This is a genomic window from Pseudomonas sp. C1C7, from assembly GCF_013359595.1.
In the GTDB taxonomy this organism is placed as follows: Bacteria; Pseudomonadota; Gammaproteobacteria; order Pseudomonadales; family Pseudomonadaceae; genus Aquipseudomonas.
The window spans coordinates 221,273-243,303 of the sequence record NZ_JABFMP010000003.1; the positions used below are offsets into that span (position 1 = coordinate 221,273).

Annotated in this window: 19 protein-coding genes; 9 read left to right on the forward strand and 10 right to left on the reverse strand. The window is 61.9% G+C overall.

Annotated elements, in window-relative coordinates; translation table 11 throughout:
• Nucleotides 1-47: 47 nt before the first annotated feature.
• Together algB and HNO86_RS04050 are read left to right on the forward strand one after the other, a co-directional pair.
• The gene (gene algB / locus HNO86_RS04045; RefSeq protein WP_175375737.1) at nucleotides 48-1,394 is read left to right on the forward strand and encodes a sigma-54-dependent response regulator transcription factor AlgB; all 1,347 of its coding nucleotides are present in this window, start codon (nucleotides 48-50) and stop codon (nucleotides 1,392-1,394) included.
• Between the two features lie 10 nt (nucleotides 1,395-1,404).
• Nucleotides 1,405-3,195: a KinB sensor domain-containing domain gene (locus HNO86_RS04050; protein WP_175375738.1), complete on the forward strand. Its 1,791-nt coding sequence runs from the start codon at nucleotides 1,405-1,407 to the stop codon at nucleotides 3,193-3,195.
• Between the two features lie 6 nt (nucleotides 3,196-3,201).
• Here HNO86_RS04050 and HNO86_RS04055 read toward each other — a convergent pair whose 3' ends face one another.
• The 7 genes from HNO86_RS04055 to HNO86_RS04085 all read right to left on the reverse strand — a co-directional run bounded on the left by HNO86_RS04055 (nucleotide 3,202) and on the right by HNO86_RS04085 (nucleotide 10,464).
• The gene (locus HNO86_RS04055) at nucleotides 3,202-4,815 is read right to left on the reverse strand and encodes an EAL domain-containing protein (protein WP_175375739.1); all 1,614 of its coding nucleotides are present in this window, start codon (nucleotides 4,813-4,815) and stop codon (nucleotides 3,202-3,204) included.
• 81 nt (nucleotides 4,816-4,896) lie between these two features.
• Nucleotides 4,897-5,679, reverse strand: coding sequence for an N-acetylmuramoyl-L-alanine amidase (locus tag HNO86_RS04060; protein ID WP_175375740.1), 783 nt, complete (start codon nucleotides 5,677-5,679; stop codon nucleotides 4,897-4,899).
• A 99-nt stretch (nucleotides 5,680-5,778) separates the two neighbouring features.
• Entirely contained in the window at nucleotides 5,779-7,767 is a 1,989-nt protein-coding gene (locus HNO86_RS04065; protein WP_175375741.1) for a GGDEF domain-containing protein, read from the reverse strand.
• A complete protein-coding gene (locus HNO86_RS04070) occupies nucleotides 7,764-8,642 on the reverse strand; it encodes an endonuclease/exonuclease/phosphatase family protein (protein WP_175375742.1) in 879 nt (292 codons plus the stop codon). The genes HNO86_RS04065 and HNO86_RS04070 overlap by 4 nt, the downstream gene beginning before the upstream one ends.
• A gap of 15 nt (nucleotides 8,643-8,657) precedes the next feature.
• Complete coding sequence (locus HNO86_RS04075; RefSeq protein ID WP_175375743.1) at nucleotides 8,658-9,299, reverse strand: thiol:disulfide interchange protein DsbA/DsbL; 642 nt, start codon at nucleotides 9,297-9,299, stop codon at nucleotides 8,658-8,660.
• Between the two features lie 199 nt (nucleotides 9,300-9,498).
• Nucleotides 9,499-10,128 (reverse strand): cytochrome c, encoded by a 630-nt coding sequence (locus HNO86_RS04080; protein WP_175375744.1) that lies wholly within the window; start codon nucleotides 10,126-10,128, stop codon nucleotides 9,499-9,501.
• A 45-nt stretch (nucleotides 10,129-10,173) separates the two neighbouring features.
• A complete protein-coding gene (locus HNO86_RS04085; protein ID WP_175375745.1) occupies nucleotides 10,174-10,464 on the reverse strand; it encodes a cytochrome c5 family protein in 291 nt (96 codons plus the stop codon).
• 191 nt (nucleotides 10,465-10,655) lie between these two features.
• Between HNO86_RS04085 and yihA the strand changes: the two genes are divergently transcribed.
• Nucleotides 10,656-11,300: a ribosome biogenesis GTP-binding protein YihA/YsxC gene (yihA, locus tag HNO86_RS04090; protein ID WP_175375746.1), complete on the forward strand. Its 645-nt coding sequence runs from the start codon at nucleotides 10,656-10,658 to the stop codon at nucleotides 11,298-11,300.
• Between the two features lie 404 nt (nucleotides 11,301-11,704).
• On the opposite strand, the gene polA is transcribed toward yihA, so the two are convergent.
• On the reverse strand, nucleotides 11,705-14,521 hold the full coding sequence (gene polA, locus HNO86_RS04095; protein WP_175375747.1) for a DNA polymerase I: 2,817 nt from the start codon (nucleotides 14,519-14,521) through the stop codon (nucleotides 11,705-11,707).
• 74 nt (nucleotides 14,522-14,595) lie between these two features.
• Between polA and HNO86_RS04100 the strand changes: the two genes are divergently transcribed.
• Nucleotides 14,596-14,886, forward strand: coding sequence for a DUF2782 domain-containing protein (locus HNO86_RS04100; protein ID WP_015092908.1), 291 nt, complete (start codon nucleotides 14,596-14,598; stop codon nucleotides 14,884-14,886).
• A gap of 57 nt (nucleotides 14,887-14,943) precedes the next feature.
• Nucleotides 14,944-15,894, forward strand: coding sequence for a homoserine kinase (locus HNO86_RS04105; protein WP_175375748.1), 951 nt, complete (start codon nucleotides 14,944-14,946; stop codon nucleotides 15,892-15,894).
• Between the two features lie 42 nt (nucleotides 15,895-15,936).
• Here HNO86_RS04105 and HNO86_RS04110 read toward each other — a convergent pair whose 3' ends face one another.
• On the reverse strand, nucleotides 15,937-16,857 hold the full coding sequence (locus HNO86_RS04110) for a metal ABC transporter solute-binding protein, Zn/Mn family (RefSeq protein ID WP_175375749.1): 921 nt from the start codon (nucleotides 16,855-16,857) through the stop codon (nucleotides 15,937-15,939).
• A gap of 66 nt (nucleotides 16,858-16,923) precedes the next feature.
• Here HNO86_RS04110 and zur point away from each other — a divergent pair, with 66 nt between their 5' ends.
• Genes zur through HNO86_RS04130 form a run of 4 tightly spaced genes read left to right on the forward strand, consistent with a single transcriptional unit; the run spans nucleotide 16,924 to nucleotide 19,723 of the window.
• Nucleotides 16,924-17,406 carry a zinc uptake transcriptional repressor Zur gene (zur, locus tag HNO86_RS04115; RefSeq protein WP_175375750.1) on the forward strand — a complete coding sequence of 161 codons (483 nt, stop codon included), beginning with the start codon at nucleotides 16,924-16,926 and terminating at the stop codon, nucleotides 17,404-17,406.
• Nucleotides 17,406-18,191, forward strand: coding sequence for a zinc ABC transporter ATP-binding protein ZnuC (znuC, locus tag HNO86_RS04120; RefSeq protein WP_175375751.1), 786 nt, complete (start codon nucleotides 17,406-17,408; stop codon nucleotides 18,189-18,191). Before zur ends, znuC begins: the two co-directional genes overlap by 1 nt.
• Entirely contained in the window at nucleotides 18,184-18,972 is a 789-nt protein-coding gene (gene znuB / locus HNO86_RS04125) for a zinc ABC transporter permease subunit ZnuB (RefSeq protein WP_175375752.1), read from the forward strand. The genes znuC and znuB overlap by 8 nt, the downstream gene beginning before the upstream one ends.
• 37 nt (nucleotides 18,973-19,009) lie before the next feature.
• Nucleotides 19,010-19,723 carry a PA5502 family lipoprotein gene (locus tag HNO86_RS04130; RefSeq protein ID WP_175375753.1) on the forward strand — a complete coding sequence of 238 codons (714 nt, stop codon included), beginning with the start codon at nucleotides 19,010-19,012 and terminating at the stop codon, nucleotides 19,721-19,723.
• A gap of 75 nt (nucleotides 19,724-19,798) precedes the next feature.
• Here HNO86_RS04130 and katE read toward each other — a convergent pair whose 3' ends face one another.
• Entirely contained in the window at nucleotides 19,799-21,937 is a 2,139-nt protein-coding gene (gene katE / locus HNO86_RS04135) for a catalase HPII (RefSeq protein ID WP_175375754.1), read from the reverse strand.
• Between the last annotated feature and the right edge of the window lie 94 nt (nucleotides 21,938-22,031).

Below are 22,031 nucleotides of genomic sequence, written 5' to 3' on the forward strand. Positions count from 1 at the left end.
ATTTTTCCGGGACTAAACCAAGACCATTCATTAAGGAGCGTAGGAAAATGGAATCAGCCACGGAACATAAGGGCCGTATTCTTCTGGTGGATGATGAGTCCGCCATCCTGCGTACTTTCCGTTATTGCCTTGAAGACGAAGGCTACAGCGTGGCTACCGCCAACAGCGCCGCGCAGGCCGACGTGCTGCTGCAGCGTCAGGTCTTCGATCTGTGTTTCCTCGATCTGCGGCTGGGTGAGGACAACGGCCTCGATGTGCTGGCGCAGATGCGTATCCAGGCGCCGTGGATGCGCGTGGTGATCGTCACCGCGCACTCGGCGGTGGACACCGCTGTCGACGCCATTCAGGCCGGTGCCGCCGATTATCTGGTCAAACCCTGCAGCCCGGATCAACTGCGGCTGGCCACCGCCAAACAACTGGAAGTGCGACAGCTGTCGGCGCGCCTGGAAGCGCTGGAAGGCGAGGTGCGCAAAGCCAAGGACGGTCTGGACTCCCACAGCCCGGCGATGAAAGTGGTGCTGGAAACCGCCCGCCAGGTCGCCAACACTGACGCCAACATTCTTATCCTCGGCGAGTCGGGCACCGGTAAAGGCGAACTGTCCCAGGCTATTCACGGGTGGAGCAAACGCGCGAAGAAGTCCTGCATCACCATCAACTGCCCGTCACTGACCGCCGAACTGATGGAAAGCGAACTGTTCGGCCATAGCCGCGGCGCGTTCACCGGGGCCAGCGAAAGCACCCTCGGACGCGTCAATCAGGCCGATGGTGGCACGCTGTTTCTCGACGAGATCGGCGACTTTCCCCTGGTTCTGCAACCCAAGTTGCTGCGATTCATCCAGGACAAGGAATACGAGCGGGTCGGTGACCCGGTCACCCGCCGTGCCGACGTGCGCATCCTCGCGGCCACCAACCAGAACCTTGAAGACATGGTCCGCGACGGCCGTTTCCGTGAAGACCTGCTCTATCGCCTGAACGTTATTACCCTGCACCTGCCACCACTGCGCGAGCGCCGCGAGGACATCCTGAACCTTGCCGACCGCTTCCTGGCGCGCTTCGTCAAAGAGTACGCACGCCCGGCCCGGGGCTTCAGCGAAGAGGCCCGCGAAGCGCTGTTGGGTTATCGCTGGCCCGGGAACATCCGTGAGCTGCGCAACGTGGTGGAGCGCGCAAGCATCATCTGCGCGCAGGAGAAGGTTGAGGTCAGCCACCTGGGAATGGCGGAAACGCCGGTCAACAACGCACCGCGCATCGGCGCTGCCCTGAGTCTGGATGAACTGGAAAAAGCCCACATCGGTGCGGTCCTCGCCACCGCCGGTACGCTGGATCAGGCAGCCAAGACGTTAGGCATCGATGCATCGACGCTGTACCGCAAACGCAAACAGTACAACTTGTGAGACGCCGCCAATGAAACTGGCGATGAAGTTGCGGACCCGGCTGTTCTTGAGCATTTCCGCGCTGATCACCGTCGCGCTGCTCGGCCTGCTGCTCGGGCTGGTCAGCGTGATGCAGATGGCCGGGACCCAGGAAGCGCTGGTGCGCAACAACTTCGTCACCCTGGATATCGGCCTCAAGCTGCGCCAGACGCTGGGCGATCAGCTGCTCGTGATGCTCAGCGAGAAACCAGACTCAGGGGCTTTCGAGGCGTCCAAACAGCAATATTTGAAGTTGCTGGAAGAAGGCATTGCCCAGGAGCCGGAGAACGAGGGCAGCGCAAACGGGTTCCAGAAAGCCAAGGCGGACTACCTGAGTTTCATCAAGGCGTACGAAGCCTCGCCTGATCCCACTCAGGTGCTCAACAGCAACGACGAACTCACCGAACGATTCAACGCCTTGCGCAATGGCCTGATTGCCGAGCACAAGCGTGCCCTGGACAGCATCAGCGATACCGAGCGCCAGGCTCGCGAGCGGGCCTTGTTGATCGCCGGCCTGCTGGGGCTGGTCGGGTTGGCGGTGTTGATCATCGGTTTCGCCACCGCCCATGCCATCGCCCGGCGTTTCGGCGGGCCCATCGAGGCGCTGGCGCGGGCCGCGGACGATATCGGACAGGGCAATTTCGACGTCACGCTGCCGGTGTCCTCGGCATCTGAACTGAACCAGCTGACTCGCCGCTTCGGGATCATGGCCGAGGCGTTGCGTGAGCATCAGGCCACCAATGTCGATGAACTGCTGGCCGGCCAGCAGCGCTTGCAGGCGGTGCTGGACAGCATCGACGACGGCTTGCTAATGATCGATCGCCAGGGGCGTCTGGAGCACCTCAACCCGGTGGCCCAGCGCCAGTTGGGCTGGGAGGCCGACCGGGTAGGGCAGGCGCTGGATGTGGCCCTGCAACGTCCCGAACTCGATGAGCAACTGCAGATGGTGCTGCGTGGCGGCACCCTGGAGCGTCCGCCGGAGGACCTGAGCATTGAGGTCGACGGCGAAACCCGAGTGCTGACCTTCAGCCTGACGCCTGTGGTTCATACCCAAGGCCAGGTTCTCGGCGCAGTGATGGTGCTGCATGACGTCACCGAGCAGCGTGCCTTCGAACGGGTGCGTAGCGAGTTCGTGCTGCGCGCTTCCCACGAGTTGCGCACGCCGGTCACCGGCATGCACATGGCGTTCGGCCTGTTCCGCGAGCGCGCGCGCTTCGATCCGGACTCCCGCGAAGCCGATCTGCTGGATACCGTGAACGAAGAAATGCAGCGCCTGATGCAATTGATTAACGACCTGCTGAATTTCTCGCGCTACCAGAACGGTCTGCAGAAGCTCAGCCTCGCGCCGTGCTCCATCGACGATTTGCTGGAGCAGGCGCAGACACGCTTCACCGATGACGCCGAGCTCAAGGGCATCGAGTTGCTGGTGGAGGTGCAGGGCCCGCTGCCGCGTCTGCAGGCCGATCAGCCACAACTGGACCGAGTGCTCGATAACCTGATCGACAACGCCCTGCGCCATACCGCCGCCGGCGGCCTGATCCGCTTGCAGGCACGGCGCCATGGCGATCGGGTGATCATCAGCGTTGAAGATAACGGCGAGGGCATTGCCTACGGGCAGCAGGGAAGGATCTTCGAGCCCTTCGTGCAGGTCGGCCGCAAGAAAGGCGGAGCTGGGCTCGGCCTGGCGTTGTGCAAGGAAATCGTGCAGTTGCACGGCGGGCGGATGGGGGTTTATTCGCGGCCGGGGCAGGGCACGCAGTTCTACATGGCGCTGACCGTCTAGCCCGTCTTACGCCTCATCATCCAGACGCCGGCTGGCAAACCGGCGGCCACGGGTAATCAGTTCGATGAACTGCACGGCGCTCAAGGCGTGGGCGAACAGCCAGCCCTGACCGAACTTCACCCCTTCACTGCTCAGCAGTTCTGCCTGGGCTTCATGCTCGATGCCTTCGGCGATCACCTTCAAATGCAGCGACTGCGCCATATGAATGATGTGCGGGGCGACACCGCTGCTGGCTGCGTCATGACCCAGCGCATCGATGAAAGCCTTGTCGATCTTCAGGCAATCCACCGGCAGGGTCTGCAGATAGGCGAGGCTGCAATAGCCGGTGCCGAAGTCGTCGATCAGCACCTGATGCCCGACGTCGCGAAGCGCTTGCAGGTTTTCCCGGGCCACCACCACGTCGATCAGCCCGCGCTCGGTGACCTCGAAGGCGATTTGCCGGGCGGCGACCCGGTGCAGGGTCAGCAAGCGCGCCATGACCTGGCCGATGCGCGGCACCATCACGTCGCACGCGGCGAGGTTGACCGAGATATACAGCTGCGGATTGGCCCGCAACAGCTGCCCCAGTTGCTCCAGCAGGCGTTGCAGGACGAAGTCGGTCATCTGCCGGATCTGTCCGGTGTTCTCCGCCATCGGGATGAACAGGTCGGGACTGGTCAGGGTGCCGTCCGGTCGTCGCCAGCGCAGCAAGGCTTCGGCGCCGACGCAGTTGCGGCTGTCGAGGTCGAAGATCGGTTGGTACAGGACCTGCAATTCGCCGCGGCGAATGGCGCCGGTCAGCTCTGCATCCAGGGACTGGCGCTGACGCACCAGCAGGAACACCAGGAACCCCACGCAGAAGGACAGGCTCAGGCACACCGGCAGCAGCCACCACCACATCGGCGGAATGTGGGTGCCGCCGCGCGGGCTGATCAACACCAGCTGGTATTCCGGGTTGTCGGTGGGCATGCGATAGATCAGGCGTTTCTGCGTGACTTGCAGGGCGTCCCGACTCTTCGGTGGCCAGTGCTCCGACGGCGGCCATGCCTGCGAGGCGCCCAGCACGGGAATCGCCCGGGTGCCACGGTCGAGCACCACCAGCAGGCTGCTGCCGGGTGACAAGTCCACCATGTCGGTCAAATGTCCACGGGACGTGGCGACCCGGAAATTGCCGCGCCCGAGCATCAGGGCGGCGCGGTTTTCATCGGGTTCCAGGGTGGTGTTCAGCCAGTAGCTGTAGGTGGGGCCCTTGATGTCGGGAGGGCGTATCAGCGACAACCCTTCCTGACGCGGTCGGTTGGAGCAGATGCGCGAGGAGTCCATGTACGCGGCTTCGTAGACGAAGCGGTAGTTGAAGGTGACCTGCTGCAGGGTCGCGATCATCTCGTCATCGCAACCACGCAATGGCTGGGCTTCCAGGTCGTCGAGGCTTTCGCGCAATTGCCCGAACAGTTGCTCCAGGCGGGCGAGGAAGCGCTCGCCCTGGGCGTTCATTTCCTGGCTTTCATTCTGCTGGATCTGGTGCAGGGCGATGAAGAAACTGCCCGCCATCAATAGGGTTGCGCTCAGGACAGCCGCCATCATCGCCAGAAACCAGGGGCGATAGAACCAACTACGTAATGTCTCTCTGGCAGCAGGCATCGTGGAATATCCGGCGAATTACCAATGAGTTATAGCTGCAGATTTGACATGGCGCGCTGACCGTCGGGCGGCCGTCGCTATTTATTTTGTCTGATTCAACACCAGCAGCATGGCCGCTGTTTGCGCATCCGGCGTGCCGTCGAAGCGCGATGGCCGGAAATGCATCTGGAACGCTGCGATCACGTGGCGTGTGGCGACATCGAGTTCGCCGGTCTGCGCAATCTCGTAACCGAAGCGGGCCAGCTGCGCCTGATACCAACTGATGCTCGGCGGCTGCGCTTCAAATTGTAGCTGCTGGCGCGCCACTGCCTGCTCGTTGGGCCAGATGCCGAAACCCGCCGCCGCCAGACGCTTCCACGGAAACAGCGGTCCGGGATCGAGTTTGCGCAAGGGCGCGATGTCGCTGTGGCCGATGATGCTGCGCGGGCTGATGGGGTAGCGGGAAGTGATGTCCTTGAGCAGGACGATCAAGGATTCCACCTGCGCTTCGCTGTAGGGATACCAGAGGCGCCCGGTGGGGGTGTCCTTGAAACCCGGATTGACGATTTCGATGCCGATGGAGCTCGAGTTCAGCCAGGTCCGGCCTTGCCACTGGCTTTCTCCGGCGTGCCAGGCGCGCTGGTTTTCGTCCATCAGTTTGAAGATGGTCGCCTTCTTGTCGTCGCCGATCAGGTAATGACTACTGACTTCGCCATGGGTCAGCAATTGCAGCGAACGTTCCTGGGAGGCGGAGGTGTAATGCAGCACCACGAACTGGATACGACTGTCGTGATTGGCGGAAGGGTGACTGGTGTCGTAGCGAGGGCCGCTGGCGCAACCGGCCAGAAGCAGCAGTGACAGGATGATGAACGCGGAAAATTTCATGGCTGGGCAATACACGCAAGGCAGTAATGCAACAGTGTAACGTACTGCCTTGCGTGCGGCGGGCATTCACAAAGTTTTAAACATATGCGGCGCTGCGCCTCAGCCCAGCTCCACGCGATTGCGTCCGGCATTTTTCGCGCGGTACAGCGCCTGATCGGCTCTCTTGAGCACCAGATCGCTGCTTTCTCCGGATCTGAACGCCGTCAGCCCCATGGAAATGGTGACGGTGACCGGCTCGCCCTTGAAGTGAAAAGGGCAGGCTTCAATCGACGCGCGCAGCTGTTCCAGCAATTTCATCCCCGCCGCTGGCACCGTCGACGGCATCAGCAGAACAAATTCCTCACCGCCAAACCGGGCAATGAAATCTGTCCCGCGCAGGCGCTTGCGCAGTACCGTGGCGATGATTTTCAGCACTTTGTCGCCGGCCAGGTGACCGTAGTTGTCGTTGATGCGCTTGAAGTGATCGAGGTCGAGCATCGCCAGCATCAAGGTGTTGCCGTGTTGTTGCCACTGGCCGATTTCATGCTCCAGTCGCTCGCTCCAGGCTGCACGGTTGGGCAGGCCGGTGAGCGGGTCGATCAAGGCTTTCTGGCGCTGTTCTTCCAGATGCTCACGCAAGCCCAGGGCTTCCTGTTCCATGTGCGCCACCCGTTCGGCCAGGCCATTGAGGCGGGCCGCGACTTCCTGCTCGCGCTCGTTGCGCTGCTGGCGATGACGATCCATGGTGCCGAGCAAGCCTTCCAGATGGTTTTCCAGCACCACCTTGAGATCTTCCAGGTTGGACGCTTCATGCATGCTGCTCTGCATGCCGTCGACTTGCTCGCGAATCTGCGTGTCCATGGCCTGGGCGGCGGAGCGGTTGTCGGCATGGCCGGCGCTGGCGGCTTGCAGATTGCTCTGGAACGACTCGAGGCGTTCGTTCAGATGTTGCAGGTACGTTTCGAATTCGTGCTGGCCGCTGCCCGCGATCGCCAGCATCAAGGTGGCCAGATCGTCGAGGATCGGTAGCAGTTCATACCAGTTCAGGCCGTTTTGCAGGCGGTAGCGCATCGACTCCGCCTGCGGGCGATGGCGCTCGGGGATCGCCAGGTCGTCGAGCAGGCCCAGCAATGTCTCTTCGATGTGCTTGGCCACCGAGCTGTAGGACGGCTCGGGGGAATCGGGCAGGGCATAGAGCACGTCAGGCGCGGGCGGTTGGTCGGGCTCCTCGGCAGTCGGCTCGGCGGTGGACTCGGTGTGCGAAGTATCGGCGGGCTCGGCGTGAGTCAGCTCGTCGGGGTTGATGGCCGGTTCGATCGGGGCCGCGGGGGCTTCGATGACGGCTTCTGCGACTTCGGGCTCATCTGTCCGGGGTTGTGTTTCCGGCAATGGAGCATGCTCTGGCTGTACTTCTGTCGGTTCGATGACCGGCGCAGCTGGTGCGCTTTGTGGTTCGACAACCGCGTCGGCGGCTTCCCGGGTTTCGAAGTGCAACTCGACCTCAACCGGCGCGCGTGAGGTTTCCACCGGATGGGCTGCAGGCTGCTCGGCGCCTGGAGTGGTTTGCGGCGCTGCTTCGTCGGCTTCACGGTGACCGAACAGTCGCTGCAGCAGGCTGGGGCGGTCGGGCTCCGGTGTCGCTTCCAGCTGACTCAGGGCCTTGCCCTGCAGGCTGCTCAGCTCACTGAGCAGCAACGGCATCTCGCGCGCCTGGCTGACCCGGTTATCCAGCTGTTTGGCGAAGTTCTTCAGCGGGCGGCTGACATCCCGAGGCAGGGGCAGGGTTTGCAGCTGGGTGACCAGCGCGGTCAGGGCGGCGCTGGTCTGGTTGATCCGGGTTTCCCGGCGCTGCTCGGAGTCGAGCACGGCTTTTTCCAGGCGCGGAATCAGGGCGGCAAGGCCCGCGTCCATGTCGTCGGTGCGCACGACTTCGCGCATTTCCTTCATGCATTGATCGACGGCGCGGTCGGTGCCTTCGGCTGCCAGCGTGCTGCGCACCAGTCCACGGCGCAGCAAGTCGAGGCGGGCATCCCAGCGACGTTCGAGCTTTTCCTGTTGTTCGATGCTTTTGAGGTATTTCTCTTTCCAGCGCTGGGCGTCGTCGCTCATTCAGGGGTTCCGCGAAGGGTAGGACTCAACGCGGGCAATGCATCGGCCGTGAGCGAACCCGGCAGACGAATCTCTACCGCGACCGGCAGGTGATCGGAAATGGGTTGGGCCAGCACCTCGACCTTTTCCAGCGTCAGGCTCGGGCTCAATAGAATGTGGTCCAGACAGCGTTGCGGGCGCCAGCTGGGGAATGTCGCTTCCAGTTGCGGGGCCAGCAGGCCAAGGTCGCGCAACGGAGAGTTCTGCAGCAGGTCACTGGCGTGGGTGTTCATGTCGCCCATCAGCACCTGGTGCTTGTAGCCGCCAATCAATTCGCGGATGTAGGCCAGTTGCAGGCTGCGGGTCCGCGCACCGAGCGCCAGGTGCATCATCACCACCACCATGGCATCCGCACCTTCGCCAAAGCGCACCAGAATCGCTCCGCGACCTTTCGGCCCCGGCAGCGGATGATCCTCAATCGCCCACGGCCGCAGACGGCTCAGCACGCCATTGCTGTGCTGAGCGAAGCGTCCGAGATTGCGATTGAGTTGCTGATACCAGTAGGGGAAGGCGCCGAGCTGGGCCAGGTGTTCGACTTGATTGACGTAGCCCGAGCGCAGGCTGCCGCCATCGGCTTCCTGCAGGGCGACCAGATCGAAGTCGCCGAGCAGATTGCCGATTTTCTGCAGGTTGTCGGCACGCCCGGTGTGCGGCAACAGATGTTGCCAACCCCGGGTCAGGTAATGCCGATAACGTTCGGTGCTGATGCCGACCTGGATATTGAAACTGAGCAAACGCAGACGGCTGTCTTCGGGAAGGCCCGTCGATTGCAGATGATGTTCGTTGACCCGCGGATCATGCAGGCCAACGCTGCGTTCACTTCCCCAGCGGCGCATGGTGGGTAAAGCCTTTTAGTTGGAGGCCGCCTTGGTGGCTGCTCGCTCTTTGTCGATCAGCTTGTCGGCCAGTTGCAGGGCTTCTTGAGCGCCGCCGGCGGAACCTACGTCAAAGCGATACTTGCCGTTGACGATAAGGGTCGGGACGCCAGAGATTTCATATTTCTTGGCCAGGTCAGTGGCCTTGACGATCTGGCCCTTGATGGCGAAAGAGTCGAAGGTGGCCAGGAACTTGTCCTTGTCGACGCCCTGGGTGGCCAGGAAGTCGGCCATGTCATTCTTGTCGGTCAGCTTCATGTGCTGTTTCTGGATGGCTTCGAACACCGCGGCGTGAACCTTGTGTTCAACACCCATGGCTTCCAGGGTCAGGAACATCTGGCCATGTGCGTTCCACGGGCCGCCGAACATGGCAGGGATGCGGACGAAGTTGACGTCAGAAGGCAGCTTCTCGACCCAAGGGTTGATCACTGGCTCGAAGGCGTAGCAGTGCGGGCAGCCATACCAGAACAGCTCCACCACTTCGATCTTGCCTGGAACGGCAACCGGAACCGGATTGCTCAGTTCGACGTAAGGGGCGGCGGGGGTTTCGGCGGCCTGGGCGGTCATGCCGAACAGGCTGGCAGCGACCAGTGCGGCGCTGATGATCAGATTACGCATGCTTTACTCCTGAGCAAATTTTATCGCCTCGCGCGACCTGTTTTCAGACAGGTCTGAGCGGGGCCGAGTTCTGTAGTGTAACGGCAGCGGCCACAAAAAAGGGCGGCCAAAGCCACCCTTTTTATACTTGCCACCACGGATTAATCGAGCGTTAACGTGGCAGTACTACGTGCCTGATGCAACGCCCGATTCGCCAGTCTTAGTGCAGGCCCTGAATGTAGCTGGACACGGCGGCGATGTCTTCATCGCTCATCTTCTTGGCAATACTTTGCATTGGTTTTGCGTCGCCGTCGTTGTTTCGGCCGCCTTCTTCCTTGCGGAAATCGGTCAGTTGCTTGGCAACGTATTGGGCGTGCTGGCCGCCCAGATGCGGGAAGCCGGCAGCGGCGTTGCCCGCGCCGTTTGGCGAGTGGCAACCAGTGCAGGCCGGCATGCCCTTGGCCAGGTCACCGCCACGGAACAGGGCTTCGCCGCGAGCGACGATCTTCGGATCGGCGGCGCCGACGCTGCCTTTCTGGCTGGCGAAGTAGGCGGCGATGTCCGCCAGGTCCTGATCGCTCAGGTTGGTCAGCAGGCCGGTCATTTCCAGAACGGTGCGCTTGCCCGACTTGATGTCATGCAGCTGCTTGGTCAGGTAGCGTTCACCCTGGCCCGCCAGTTTTGGAAAGTTTGGCGCCATGCTGTTGCCATCCGGGCCATGGCAGGCGCCACATACGGCGGCTTTGGCCTGGCCTGCGGCGGCGTCACCAGGTTTGACTGGCTCACCTGCGGCATAGGCAGCGCCGGAGATCCCCACGGTCAACAGCAGACTCACGATCAGTTTGTTCATCAGCTAATCCAACTACGGCTAAGGGTTAAGAGTTATGGACCGGGTTTACTCGCTCATCCACTGGATGATGGCTCGGTAATCCTCGGCACTGCAGTCCATGCACAAACCACGCGGCGGCATCGCCTTGAAACCCTGGGTCACGTGTTGCACCAGCGTCTCCATACCTTTCGCCAACCTCGGCGTCCAAGCTTCCTGATCGCCCTTGCGGGGCGCCATGGGGAGTTGGCCGGAATGACAGGCACCACAAACACGGTTGTACACGGCTTCCGGATCCTGTGTAGCCTGAGCGCTGTAAAGCGGTATCAGAAGTCCGGCAGCCAGCAGCCATTTCGTCATAAAACGACCTTTTCAGGGTTGAGAGCGTTCTGCGTTCTAGTGCGCAATCAAGGTCTGTCGCTCTCGTGAACTTCGTCCTACGCTGGGACAAAGCGCACACAAAATCTGCGGCATTATATACTGGCGTCACTGAAACGGAAGCGACACCGCTTGCCGCGCCCATTCCAGGCGCCGCCCACATCGGAAATCCCATGCAACTCAAGAATCCCATCCTCGGTCTGTGCCAACAGTCCACCTTCATGCTCAGCGCCGCCAAAGTCGACCAATGTCCGGATGACGAAGGTTTTGAAGTCGCCTTCGCCGGGCGTTCCAACGCCGGCAAGTCCAGTGCTCTCAACACCCTGACCCATGCCAGCCTGGCGCGTACCTCGAAAACGCCGGGGCGCACGCAACTGTTGAATTTCTTCAAGCTAGACGATGAACGCCGTCTGGTCGACCTTCCGGGCTACGGTTACGCAAAAGTCCCTATTCCGCTCAAGCAGCACTGGCAGCGTCACCTGGAGGCGTACCTGGGCAGCCGCGAGAGTCTGAAGGGCCTGATTCTGATGATGGACATCCGTCACCCGATGACCGACTTCGACCGCCTGATGCTCGACTGGGCCATCGCCAGCGGCATGCCGATGCACATTCTGCTGACCAAGGCCGACAAGCTGACCTATGGCGCGGCCAAGAACACGCTGCTCAAGGTTCAGTCGGAGATTCGCAAGGGTTGGGGCGATGCCGTGACCATCCAGCTGTTCTCGGCGCCAAAGCGCATGGGGCTGGAAGAGGCCTACACTGTGTTGGCGGACTGGATGGAATTGGCGGACAAAGGCGCCGAGGCAGAGGCGCAGTAAGGCTCGGAAACTGTCTGCGGCGCACCGTGGGCAGTTTTCTGCAGGCAAAAAAAACCCCGGACTTCTATGGGGAGGGGGAAGTTCCGGGGTTCAAGTTCTAGACCGCTAGGGCGGGGTCCAGATATCTGCCAACACTTAACACAACATAGGAGCATCGAAGGGCTTCACCAGCCATTCAGTATCTCTGAGTGGTGCTTCTTCAGATTAGTTCAGATTTTTTTTCAACGCCTTTGGAAAAGTTCCAATAATTTTCCGCCCCAAAGGCGATCTGGCGCTCCGGCGCGGCACTATGCCGCAGCCAAACCCAGTGATTCCGGGCCTCGCACGGGGGTGTCCCGGGCATTGAATCCCACCGACACTCCCTTGCGGGTACGCCCGTACCTGAAAACTAGCCGACAGACGGCTCAGTGAGCCTCATCCCAATTGTTGCCCACGCCCACTTCCACCAGCAGTGGAACGTCCAGTTTGGCCGCGCCACTCATGTAACCGCGAATTTCATCGCGAACCTGGTCGACCAGATCTTCACGCACCTCCAGCACCAATTCGTCGTGCACCTGCAGGATGACCTTGGCGTCGAGCCCGGAAGACGTCAGCCAGTTATCCACAGCCACCATGGCTTTTTTGATGATGTCCGCGGCCGTGCCCTGCATCGGCGCGTTGATCGCCGTGCGCTCGGCGGCGGCGCGTTCCTGCGGCTTGTTGGAGTTGATCTCCGGCAGGTACAGGCGACGGCCGAAGAAGGTTTCCACATAACCCTGTTCCGCCGCTTGGGCGCGGGTGCGGTCCATGTACTGGCGCACACCCGGATAGCGGGCGAAGTAGGTGTCGATGTAGGCCTTGGCGGTCTTGGTGTCGACGCCGATGTCCTTGCCGAGCTTCTGCGCGCCCATGCCGTAGATCAGGCCGAAGTTGATCGCCTTGGCGCTACGACGCTGATCGGAGGTCACGTCGGCCAGTTCGACCTTGAACACTTCCGCGGCGGTGGCGGTGTGCACGTCCAGATCGTTGCGGAAGGCATTCATCAGGCCTTCGTCCCGGGACAGGTGCGCCATGATCCGCAGTTCGATCTGCGAGTAGTCCGCCGCCAGCAGTTTGTAACCGGCCGGTGCCACGAAGGCCTGGCGGATGCGCCGTCCTTCAGCGGTGCGCACCGGAATGTTCTGCAGGTTCGGGTCGCTGGAAGACAGACGCCCGGTGGACGCCACCGCCTGGTGATAGGAGGTGTGGATACGCCCGGTGCGCGGGTTGATCTGCTCCGGCAGGCGATCGGTGTAGGTGCTTTTCAGCTTGCTCATGGAACGGTATTCCATCAGCACCTTGGGCAGTCGGTAGTCTTCCTCGGCGAGCTTGGCCAGCACTTCTTCGGCGGTGGACGGCTGACCCTTGGCGGTTTTCTTAAGCACCGGCAGACCGAGTTTCTCGTAGAGAATCACCCCAAGTTGCTTGGGCGAGCCGAGGTTGAACTCTTCACCGGCAATCTCGAAGGCCTCACGCTCCAGCGCGACCATCTTGTCGCCCAGTTCGATGCTCTGTACGCCAAGCAGCGCGGCATCGACGAACGCGCCCTGGCGCTCGATGCGCGCCAGCACCGGCACCAGCGGGATTTCGATGTCGGTCAGCACGCTGGCCAGACTCGGAATGGCGCTGAGCTTGTCGAACAGCGCTTCGTGCAGACGCAGGGTGATGTCGGCGTCTTCGGCGGCATAGGGGCCGGCCTGCTCGAGGGCAATCTGATCGAACGTCAGCTGCTTCACGCCTTTGCCGGCGATGTCCTGGAAGCTCACCGTGGTGTGGTCCAGGTACTTCAGCGCCAGGCTGTCCATGTCGTGACGGGTGGCGGTGGAGTTGAGCACGTAGGATTCGAGCATGGTGTCGAAGGCGATACCGCGCACGCTGATACCGTTGGCCTGATCGCCCCCGATGGCGCAGTTGGCCAGGATGTTCATGTCGAACTTGGCATGCTGGCCGACCTTGAGTTTGTTCGGGTCTTCCAGGATCGGCTTGAGGGCGCGCAGGATGGTGTCGCGATCCAGCTGCTCGGGCACGCCGATGTAAGAGTGGGTCAGGGGAACGTAGGCCGCTTCGTTGGCCTGCACCGCGAACGACACGCCCACCAGCTGCGCCTGTTGCGCGTCGATGCCGGTGGTTTCGGTGTCGAAGGCGAACAGCTTGGCGTTGTTCAGCTTTTCCAGCCAGACGTCGAAGCGTGCCTGATCGAGGATGGTCTCGTAGCGGGTTTCAGCCGTGGGTGCCGGCGCCGGCGCTTCAGCCACGGCTTCGGCGGCGCTGAACAGGTCCACTACCGGCGCAGGCTCGGCGGCCGTGCTCAGCTCCACGCGCTTGGCATCGCGTTGCAGGTCGTTCAGCCAGCTCTTGAATTCGAGCAGGTTGTAGAGTTCGGTCAGCTTGGCCTGGTCTTCCGGGCCCATCTGCAGGTCATCAAGTTCGATGTCCAGCGGCACGTCGACCTTGATGGTCGCCAGCGCGTAGGACAGGAAGGCCATTTCCTTGTGCTCTTCAAGCTTGGCCGGCAGGGTTTTCGCCCCGCGAATCGGCAGGGTCGGGACGATGTCCAGCTGCGCGTACAGCTCGGTCAGGCCACCGTTGACGCCCACCAGCAGGCCGGACGCGGTCTTCGGGCCGATGCCGGGAACGCCTGGGATGTTGTCGGAAGAGTCGCCCATGAGCGCCAGGTAATCGATGATCTGCTCGGGAGCGACACCGTATTTCTCCTTCACGCCTTCGACGTCCAGCGCGCTACCGGTCATGGTGTTGACCAAGGTAATGTGGCCATCGACCAGCTGCGCCATGTCCTTGTCGCCGGTGGAGATGATCACCGGGCGGTCAGCCGCGGCGCTGCTGCGCGCCAGGGTGCCGATCACGTCGTCGGCTTCGACGCCTTCGACGCATAGCAGCGGGAAGCCCAGGGCCTTGACGCTGTCGTGCAGCGGCTGAATCTGCACGCGCATGTCGTCGGGCATGCTCGGGCGATTGGCCTTGTACTCGGCGTACATTTCATCGCGGAAGGTTCCGCCCTTGGCGTCGAACACCACCGCGAAGGGGCTGTTCGGGTACTGCTTGCGCAGACTCTTGAGCATGTTCAGCACACCTTTGACCGCTCCGGTCGGCAGACCTTTGGAGGTGGTCAGCGGTGGCAGTGCGAAGAAGGCGCGATACAGGTAAGAAGAACCGTCCACCAGGACGAGGGGGGCTTGGCTCATGAGCACGATCAACCTTTTCGGCGGGTCCGGCGCTAGAATAGCGGGACCGTTGACGACAAAGGGACAAGGTTATCATGCGCACACTAAATCGCCTGTTGCTGGCTGGGTTGTTTGCAATCACACCATTGGCGGTGATGGCGGCGGACGATGCGCCGTCACCGGAGCCGGATGTAACCATTCGCACGGAAGGCGACAACACGATCAAGGAATACCGCCAGAATGGCTTTCTGTACGCCATTCAGGTCACGCCAAAGGGCGGCAAGCCGTACTTTCTGGTGCGCGCCGATGGATCGGACGGTAACTTCATCCGCTCGGATCAGCCGGATATGCTGATTCCGTCGTGGAAGATCTTTGAGTGGAAATAGTTTCCTAATTTCAATTGGCGCCGGCTCACGAGCGGCGCCCGTACTGGCAGCTTAAACATGTCTGTGTTCACCCCCCTGGCTCGGCCCGAGCTGGAAACCTTTCTCGCCCCTTATGGCCTTGGCCGTCTGCTTGATTTCCAGGGGATCGCCGCCGGTAGTGAAAACACCAATTTCTTTATCAGCCTGGAGCAGGGCGAGTTCGTCCTGACCCTGGTCGAGCGCGGCCCGGTCCAGGAGATGCCGTTCTTCATCGAGTTGCTTGACGTCCTGCACGAAGCTGACCTGCCGGTGCCTTACGCACTGCGCACCACCGATGGCGTGGCGCTGCGGGAGCTGGCGGGCAAGCCTGCGCTGCTGCAACCGCGCCTGGCCGGCAAGCACATCAAGCAAGCCAATGCCCAGCACTGCACCCAGGTCGGCGAGTTGCTGGCGCACCTGCACCAGGCGACCCAGGCCAACATGATCAAGCGCAAGACCGATCGCGGCCTGGACTGGATGCTGGAGGAGGGCACGCAATTTCTGTCGCACCTCGATGCCGGGCAGAAAGAGCTGCTGCAAAAGGCGCTGGAAGAAATCACCCTGCAGAAAGAGAAAATCCTCGCCCTGCCGCGCGCGAACATCCACGCGGATCTGTTCCGCGACAACGCGATGTTCGAAGGCACGCACCTGACCGGCCTGATCGACTTCTACAACGCCTGCTCGGGGCCGATGCTCTACGACGTTGCGATTGCCTTGAATGACTGGTGCTCGGATGACGATGGCCTGATCGACGGGCCACGGGCGCGGGCGCTGCTGGGTGCCTATGCGGCGCTGCGGCCGTTCACCGCCGCCGAAGCCGAGCTGTGGCCGACCATGCTGCGGGTGGCTTGTGTGCGGTTCTGGTTGTCGCGTCTGATCGCGGCGGAATCGTTCGCCGGGCAGGACGTGTTGATTCACGACCCGATGGAGTTCCAGTTGCGGTTGGCGCAGCGCCAGACCGTTAATACGCCGTTGCCGTTCGCCCTTTAAATTGTGGCGAGGGGGCAAGCCCCCTCGCCACAGGGTGTGTTGTTACAACGACTCCAGGCACCCCGCCAAATCATTGCCCAGCTTTTCCAGCACCTGCTCATACCCCTGAGCCGTCGCCGGTGTGTAGCCGCCCAGCGCATCCAGCTCCGCCAGTTTCACCGGCAGCCCGGCCACCAGGGTTTCCGCCAGGCGTGGACGCAGCGGCGGTTCGCTGAACACACAGGTCTTGCCCACTTCCTGCAACCGCGCGCGCATCGCTGCGACGTGCTGGGCGCCCGGTTGTACTTCCGCCGCGACGCTGAACACGCCGGTGTGCTTCAGGCCGTAGGCATCTTCGAAATAGTCGAAGGCTTCGTGGAAGACGAAGTAGGGTTTGTCTTCGACACCGGCCAAACGCTTCTTCAGACGCAGGTCGAGAGCATCGAGGCGCTCGTCGAACGCCTTGAGGTTGCTCTGATAACGAGGAGCGTTGGCAGGATCGGCCGCGCTCAGGTCCTCGGCCATTTTCGCCGCGATCACCCGGGCATTGACCGGCGACAACCACAGATGCGCATCGAGGCTGCCCGGACGATGATCGTGGTCATGTTCGTCGGCTTCTTCGGCGTGGGAGTGATTATCTTCGGCGAAATGGCGCAGTTTCATCCCCGGAAGGCTCTGTACGGCGACGCTCGGCAACGAACGGCCGTTCAGCACGCGAGGCAGGAAGCCTTCCATGTCCGGCCCGATCCAGTACAGCAGATCCACCGACTGCACCTTGCGAACGTCGGAAGGCCGCAGCGCATAGTTATGCGGCGACGCGCCGGGCGGCAGCAAAACCTCGGGAATCGCCACGCCATCCTGCACGGCGGCGGCGATCAACTGCAGCGGCTTGATGCTGGTGAGGACTCTGACCTCGGCTTGCGCCTGACCGATCAGCAGAAAACTTGCGATAAATGCGACAAAGTATGAAAAAAGTCGGGGCACGATGAACACTCGGAGAGGCGAGAACGGGTAACATAATAACGTCTCTCACCAAACTCGTCGCCGCTCATGACCAAAACTCCGCTTGCCAGCCGTCCCCACGACCACTCTCATTGCGTGCACAGCGCGCTGTCCGAGGCTGACACCCTGTGCGAACGCAAGGGCCTGCGGCTGACCGCCTTGCGTCGTCGGGTACTGGAACTGGTGTGGCAAAGCCACAAGCCGCTGGGCGCCTACGACATTCTGGCGGTGCTCAGCGAGCAGGACGGCCGCCGCGCCGCGCCGCCAACCGTGTACCGCGCGCTGGATTTCCTCCTGGAAAACGGCCTGGTCCACCGGATCGCCTCGCTCAACGCCTTCATCGGCTGCAATCACCCGGCCCACGCGCATCAGGGCCAGTTCCTGATCTGCCGCGATTGCCACGCCGCCATTGAACTCGAACAGAAATCCATCAGCGACGCGATCATCGCCAGCGCCGCCGAGGTCGGGTTCGTCGTCGAAGGTCAGACCGTCGAAGTGGTCGGTCTCTGCTCGGGTTGCCAGGGGGCTTGATGAGCGACACCTTGATCCGTCTGCAACAGGTGGCTGTCACGTTCGCCGGGCAGTCCGTGCTGGATAACATCGAACTGAGCGTCGAGCCCGGGCAGATTGTCACCCTGATCGGCCCCAACGGCGCCGGCAAGACCACGCTGGTGCGTGCCGTGCTGGGCCTGTTGAAGCCCGACAGCGGCACGGTCTGGCGCAAGCCGAAACTGCGCGTGGGCTATATGCCGCAGAAACTGCATGTCGATCCGACCCTGCCGCTGTCGGTGCTGCGTTTCCTGCGCCTGGTGCCGGGAGTGGACCGGGCGATGGCCCTGTCCGCGCTCAAGGAAGTGGGCGCCGAGCACGTCATCGACAGCCCGGTGCAAAGCGTTTCCGGCGGCGAAATGCAGCGTGTGCTGCTGGCCCGTGCGCTGTTGCGCGAGCCGGAACTGCTGGTGCTCGACGAGCCGGTACAAGGCGTCGACGTCGCCGGTCAGGCCGAACTCTACAGCCTGATCACCCGCCTGCGTGACCGTCACGGCTGCGGGGTGTTGATGGTTTCCCACGATCTGCATCTGGTGATGAGCACCACCGACCAGGTGGTTTGCCTCAACCGCCATGTCTGCTGCTCCGGCCATCCCGAGCAGGTCAGCGGCGACCCGGCCTTCGTCGAGTTGTTCGGCAAGAATGCGCCGAGCCTGGCGATCTATCACCACCATCACGACCATGCCCACGATCTGCATGGTTCGGTGGTCAAAGGGCCTGTTTCGGGCCAACCCCATGTTCACGGAGACAACTGCAAGCATGGCTGATTTTCTGCTCTACGCCCTGCTGGCAGGTCTGGCTTTGGCGGTGGTGGCGGGCCCTTTGGGTTCGTTCGTGGTCTGGCGGCGCATGGCCTATTTTGGCGACACCCTGTCCCACGCGGCGTTGCTCGGGGTGGCACTGGGTTTCCTGCTGGATGTCAGCCCGACGGTCGCGGTCACCGTGGGCTGTCTGCTGCTGGCGGTGTTGCTGGTGACTTTGCAACAGCGCCAGCCGCTGGCGTCCGACACGCTTTTGGGAATTCTCGCACCTAGCACCCTCTCTCTCGGTCTGGTCGTACTAAGCTTCATGCACGAAGTGCGGATCGACTTGATGGCCTATCTGTTCGGCGACCTGCTGGCGATCAGTCCGTCTGATCTGGCCTGGATTCTCGGCGGCAGCGCGGCGGTAATGGCGTTGCTGGTGGCCTTGTGGCGGCCGTTGCTGGCCATCACCGTGCATGAGGAACTGGCCAGGGTCGAAGGTTTGCCCGTGGCGGGATTGCGCATGGCGCTGATGTTGCTGATCGCCGTGGTGATTGCCGTGGCGATGAAAATCGTCGGTGTATTGCTGATCACTTCGTTGCTGATCATCCCGGCGGCTGCGGCACAACGTCACGCCCGATCGCCGGAGCAGATGGCACTGGGCGCGAGCCTGCTGGGCATACTCGCCGTGTGTGGCGGGCTGGCATTGTCCTGGTTCAAGGACACGCCGGCGGGCCCGTCGATTGTTGTGACGGCCGCCGCACTGTTTCTGCTGAGTTTTGTTCTGCCCCGTCGAGGGGTGTAGACTTGCTCGCTTTTTGCGCAAATAGAGAGTCGCAGGAATGAAGCTGTTCACCTCCCGTTATGTGCTCCTTGTCGCATTTTCTCTGCTGCTGGGTGCATGCCAAAGCACGCCGCCGGCCGCCGAGATCCCGGACGCGCGGGCCACGGCCATTGCACAGCTTGAACAAAGCCTGGCCAGCAGCGAGCTGGCCACCGCCGAAGGGCAACTGGCCGCCTTGCAGGCCGAATCGCCCAATGATCAATCCCTGGAGCAATACCAGCGGCAATTGGCCGAAGCCTATTTGATGCGCAGCCAGATCGTGCTGCAAAAAGGCGACGTCAACGCCGCCGCCACTGCCCTGGCCCGCGCCCGCGCGCTGATGCCCAAGGCGCCGGCGCTGACCGGTGGCGTCAACGGCGCCGTCGCCCAGGCGCGCAAGGCCGAGCTGGAGAAAGCCGAAGCCGCCCTCAAGGCCGCCGAAGCCAAGCCCAAAGCCCGAGTGATCGACCCGACGGCCGAAAGTACCACCGTGGCGCTGAACATCAACGACATCAGCAAACTTCGCCGCCAACTGGATGCGATCGCCGCCGATGTGGTGAATTATCAGTGCGACGTGAGCATCCAGGCGCCGCGTACCGATGATTATCCCTGGCTGGCCAATTTGCTGACCAAGCGGGTGAACAAGCTCGATCCGCAGTTCGATCTGAAGCTGGAGCGGCAGATTCTGCGCAGCGTGCCGGCGCAGATGGTCCTGACTCCGCGTAAATCTTAAGAGCTTCGCGGGCAAGCCTCGCGCCTACAGGTTTCGGTGATCTGTAGGAGCGAGGCTTGCCCGCGAAGGCTTTCTTCAGGCCGGAACCGCCTTGGCCTTTGGCTCCCGCTCCCAAACCCGATGCTGCCCGATCGCCGCGAAAAACGCCTTGAACGACTTGGTATCCGCGCCGACGATCAACCCCGCATCCACCTCCAGCTTCAACACATCCAGCAACTGCTTCGCCTCGCCATGCAAGGCAATCGCCTTCAAATGCTTGTAAGCCTCCAGCAGGTAATGCAGCGCCACGCCGTTGCCACTCAACGCCTTGATCGACGTCGCGCCGCCGGGGACGAACACCGCATCGAACGCCACTGACGGCAAACCCTCCATCGACGCATCCACCGGCAGCGACTTGCCGTCTGCAGTCTTAACCGGTGCCGAGGTCGGGCCGAGGAGTTTGGCGTGGGCGCCTTCGGCCTTCAGTGCTTTCTTCATGGCATCGATTGCCGCGCCGTCGACGCCATCGGCCGCCAGAATCGCCACCTTGCGGGTCTTGATATCGGCGGGCAGCAAATTGGCCTGGCTCAGGGCTGGCGAGCGATCCAGGGAGGTTTTCGGCAGTTGCACCGTCCCGGCCTTCGGCGCCGGCAGGCCGAGGTTCTGCGCCACCCGCCTGGCCAGTTCCAGATCAATGTTGGCCAGGATCTCGTTGACCTGCCGGGCCCGGATGAACTCGCGCTCGACCTTGCCCAGCTCGAAGCTGTAGGCCGCAATGATGTGTTCTTTTTCGTGGTCGCTCATGCTGTTGAAGAACAGCCGCGCCTGGGAGAAGTGGTCGCCGAACGACTCGCTGCGCTGGCGAATCTTGTTGGCGTCGATGCGCTCGTAATAACTCTCGAAACCGCCATCCACGGCCGCAGGCGGCGTCTCTTTCGGCCAGCCGCTGTCGACGGAGTTCGGTTCGTAGGATGCGCGACCCTTGTCGATGGTGCTGCGATGCTGCGCGTCGCGCTGGCCGTTGTGGATCGGGATCACGGATCGGTTGATCGGGATCTCATGGAAATTCGGCCCACCCAGTCGGCTGATTTGCGTATCGGTGTAGGAAAACAACCGACCTTGCAGCAACGGATCGTTGGAAAAGTCGATCCCCGGCACGATATGCCCCGGGCAGAAGGCAACCTGCTCGGTCTCGGCAAAGAAATTGTCCGGGTTGCGATTCAGGGTCATTTTGCCCAGCGGCGTGATCGGCACCAGTTCTTCCGGGATCAGCTTGGTGGGGTCGAGGATGTCGAATTCGAAGGCGTGTTCGTTCTCTTCTTCTATTACCTGAACCCCCAGCTCCCATTCCGGGTAGTCGCCCATCTCGATGGCTTCCCAGAGATCGCGACGATGGTAGTCGGTGTCCTTGCCCGCCAGCTTCTGCGCTTCATCCCACACCAGCGAACAGGTGCCGGCGGTGGGGCGCCAGTGAAATTTGACGAAGCGCGATTTGCCCTCGGCATTGATCATGCGGAAGGTGTGTACGCCAAAGCCTTGCATGCTGCGCAGGCTCTTGGGGATCGCCCGGTCGGACATGGCCCAGATCACCATGTGTGCCGATTCGGGCTGCAACGAGACAAAATCCCAGAAAGTGTCGTGGGCCGAGCCGCCGGTGGGCATTTCGTTGTGGGGTTCGGGTTTTACCGCGTGGACGAAATCAGGGAACTTGATGGCGTCCTGAATGAAGAACACCGGCATGTTGTTGCCCACCAGGTCGTAGACGCCTTCGTCGGTGAAAAACTTCACGGCGAAACCTCTTACATCGCGCACGGTATCGCCTGACCCGCGCGGCCCCTGGACCGTGGAAAATCGTACGAACACTGGGGTCTTTTTCGCCGGGTCCCGCAGGAAACCGGCCTTGGTCAGTGCGCTATGGTTCTCGTAGCTCTGAAAGTAGCCATGGGCCCCGGTACCCCGGGCATGCACGATGCGTTCGGGAATCCGCTCATGGTCAAAATGCGTGATCTTTTCACGCATGATGAAGTCTTCCAGCAGCGAAGGCCCGCGGGCGCCGGCCTTCAGGGTGTTCTGGTTGTCTGCCACCTTCACGCCTTGATTGGTGCGCAGGGCCTGGCCGGTGGCGTCGGAGCGGAATGTCTCCAGGCTGTCGAGCTTGGCGTTGGTGTTGCTGCGGTCCAGGGTATCGGTCCCGGCCAGTTCGCTCTTGGGCGTGGCAGGCTTCTTAGTACTCATCGGGCATCACTCCTCAGGCTGATTCGAGTTGCCTAAGTAGTGACTGACGACGTTTTTGGGCGTTCCTTTTATCTGACCTTTGATCGTGTTATTG